This is a genomic window from Thermopolyspora sp. NPDC052614 (assembly GCF_040678635.1).
Taxonomy (GTDB): Bacteria; Actinomycetota; Actinomycetes; order Streptosporangiales; family Streptosporangiaceae; genus Thermopolyspora.
The window spans coordinates 99,769-102,714 of sequence record NZ_JBFATZ010000027.1 but is presented as its reverse complement, the minus strand read 5'-3'; the positions used below and the strand labels follow the sequence as shown (position 1 = coordinate 102,714).

Below are 2,946 nucleotides of genomic sequence, written 5' to 3'. Positions count from 1 at the left end.
GAGGGCGTCATGCCGAGGGGTAGGCATGCACAGAACGCTACCATTCGATTACGTGTGGTCGCGCCATCTGGTGTGTCCGCCGCAACGGTGCGCCCTGGTCCGGCGAGTACCTGCCCTCCTTCCGGCCCGGCGGTCAAGGCTCATCGGCGCGCGTCTGTGCTCGGCGGAAGTCTTCGCAAGACCCATTCGTCGACCGCCCGTCCGTGATCAATTGATTTGCCCCTACATCGCCGGAGGTGGATGAGGGAGCGGGTAAGCATGTTCAAGGCGTGGGCCGTCGGAGACAAACGTTAGGTAGTGCTTTCTGGGATGGATCGAAGTTGGTTACATCGCGAAGCTCATACTGTGGATCCGTCTTTGATCGCGCGAAGGAATTCCTTCCAGTCTGAGTGGCTGACGATTAGCACCGAACCAGAGGGGTTCTTGCTGTCGCGGATCGCTATCCTGCCCGGAAAATTGCTCGCGATCTCCACGCATGCACCGCCGTTGCTGCCGCTGTGGCTGGACTTACGCCAGTGCGCCTTGCTCAGGTCCATCGCTCTTCCACCGTTCTCTTGATGAGCTCTACCGACATACCCACGGGCAAAGCCTCTGTGCGGAAGATCTCGAACCGCTCTTCCGCCTTGGCGACGTCCTCGGGTTCGCTGGTGGTCAAGCCGCGTACGGCTGTCTCCACGTACGTTACCTCTTGGCCTCCGGGCAGAGTAGCGATAATCAGCCCGCCCAATAGCCCATCGTAAGCACCGAGCGGAATCACCTGAATACTGAGGCGAGGAGAGACTGCGCTAACCAGATGCAGCAGTTGCTCTCTCATCACCTCGGGTCCGCCCACCGGACGATGGAGTATGCCCTCGTCGATGACGCAACGCAGAACTGGAGGGGCGGGCTCTTCTCTGTGCAGGACCGCCTGACGATCCAGGCGCGCGTTGACCAACTCCTGATTGCCGAGAAGTATCGCCCGAGCGTACGCCTGGGTCTGTAGGAGGCCAGGGACAACAAGGGGTTCGTACCAGCGCAGCGTGATGGCCTCCTGCTCGATCTGGTGCCACTTGCCGAACCACGCCGGAAAGCGTTCGGCCTTGCGCCAGTCGAGGAGGCGGACCAGGGCGCCGCCGGTGTCGAGCGCCTTATCGCACTGCGTTGCGAATTCCAGGGTCGCGGGATTCGCGCCGGTTTCCGCAGCGCTGACGGTCGACAGGCTGAAGTGAATGCGCTCCGCGAGTTGGGACTGGGTCAGCCCGGCGGCCAGTCGGTAGTGCCGCAGTTCCCTGCCCCAAATGGACTGGGGTGAGTACTTGTCCACCGTTTGGTCCTTCATGCCGGACTCCAAGTCCTTGTGGAAGCCGACTCGCCGAAATCCTTGGAATCGACCTCGTAACCATCCGCCTACCCTCGGTAGTATTCCATGGGCAACCTGTACGGGCATCCAAAACGCAAACCCCGGTTCAGGAGCCCGTCATGACCTCTCCGCTGATGAGAATGCACGCCAAGCGCACCGTGGAGTCGTACCTGGGCGAGCGCCGCTTCCCCAGGAAGCCTTCGGTCGCTGGCTCCGCCCGTACCTTCATCCGCGACCTGCTCACCGACTGGGACGCCCCGGACAGCGTGGAGACCGCAGAACTCCTGGTCTCCGAGCTGGTGGGCAACGCGATCCGTTACGGCGGCGGAGCTCTGTTCGATCACATCCACCTGGTCGCCACCCGCGTCGGCCCGAACCTTTACGTGGACGTGCACGACGGCAACCCGGAGCTTCCCGAGCCCCGAGAGATCGACGACCCGATGGCTGTCTCGGGCCGTGGGCTCTTCCTCGTGCGAAGCCTCGCCGTCGATTACGGTGCCTACACCACCGCGAACGGCAAGTCGGTCTGGTTCACCCTCGCCGCCTGGCCCTCGGAAACCCGCGCTTGACCTGCCGCGTGCCACCGTTCTTGCGAAGCCGATGGAACGACCTCCGCCCGTACGGCGGCGCGCATCGTTGGCCGATGACCGATGCGAGGCCGATGACCGGCAACGGCGGCGTGGATACCGCCAACTACTCCAACCGGGTGGTCGCGGTAACGTCGGCCTGGGCGGCGCGGCGATCGACGGCGCGGCGGGCGAGCACACGAACGGAAAATCGGTCGGATTCGCCCTCCTCGCCTGCCCTGGAGAACTTTGCCATTGGCTTACGGCGTGGACGCGGTGAGCTACGCGAACCCTAGATCAAGCGCTTCCGGTAACCAGAGCGGTGACGCGATCGAGCGCGGTGTGCGTCATCCACAACAGCGAGGGTGCCGCACGGCGGAAATGCTAGGGCGCAGCATCTGCGGCATTCGACGAGACCGATCGTTCGGCCATGGGGACGGCCGGACCCAGGTCCATCACGACCACGCCTTCATGCGCGGCCACAGCAAGGCCGGTGCCGATCGGCACGAGCCCGTTGACAGCCATGCCGAGGACAACCGCACGAAGCTGCGACCCGGTGTCCGTATCCCAGATCCGCACCGTGCCATCTTCGCCGCCGGTTGCCAGCAGGGTGCGCCCGTGCGGGCCGGGAAACGCCGCCACCGCCTGCACCCCGCCGTCGTGGCCGGTCAGCACGGTCCGGGCGGTGCCGGTGTCCACATCCCAGATCCGCACCGTGTGATCGCCGCCGCCGGTGGCCAGCAGGGTGCGCCCGTGTGGGCCGGGAAATGCCGCCACCGCCCGCGCCCAGAAGGTGTGGCCGGTCAGCTCCGCCCAGGCGGTGCCGGTGTCCGCATCCCAGATCCGCACCGTGCCATCGGAGCCGCCGGTGGCCAGCAGGGTCCGCCCGTGCGGGCCGGGAAATGCCGCCACCGCCAACACCAGGCCGTTGCGGCCGGTCAGCACGGTCCGGGCGGTGCCGGTGGCCGTATCCCAGATCCGCACCGTGCCATCGGAGCCGCCGGTGGCCAGCAGGGTCCGCCCGTGCGGGCCGGGAAACGC

The 2,946-nt window shown here is 65.7% G+C and carries 3 protein-coding genes and 1 pseudogene; 1 reads left to right on the top strand and 3 read right to left on the bottom strand.

Going from position 1 to position 2,946, the window contains the following annotated elements:
• Nucleotides 1-338: 338 nt before the first annotated feature.
• Both AB0K60_RS34925 and AB0K60_RS34920 read right to left on the bottom strand, forming a co-directional pair.
• Nucleotides 339-536, bottom strand: a complete 198-nt coding sequence (locus AB0K60_RS34925; protein WP_364065180.1) for a DUF397 domain-containing protein — start codon at nucleotides 534-536, stop codon at nucleotides 339-341.
• The gene (locus AB0K60_RS34920; RefSeq protein WP_364065177.1) at nucleotides 527-1,318 is read right to left on the bottom strand and encodes a helix-turn-helix transcriptional regulator; all 792 of its coding nucleotides are present in this window, start codon (nucleotides 1,316-1,318) and stop codon (nucleotides 527-529) included. Before AB0K60_RS34920 ends, AB0K60_RS34925 begins: the two co-directional genes overlap by 10 nt.
• Before the next feature lie 140 nt (nucleotides 1,319-1,458).
• On the opposite strand from AB0K60_RS34920, the gene AB0K60_RS34915 reads away from it, so the two are divergent.
• Nucleotides 1,459-1,908, top strand: coding sequence for an ATP-binding protein (locus tag AB0K60_RS34915; RefSeq protein WP_364065174.1), 450 nt, complete (start codon nucleotides 1,459-1,461; stop codon nucleotides 1,906-1,908).
• Nucleotides 1,909-2,289: 381 nt separating this feature from the next.
• Here AB0K60_RS34915 and AB0K60_RS34910 read toward each other — a convergent pair.
• Nucleotides 2,290-2,946 (bottom strand): annotated as a pseudogene (locus AB0K60_RS34910) (hypothetical protein); the annotation flags it as partial.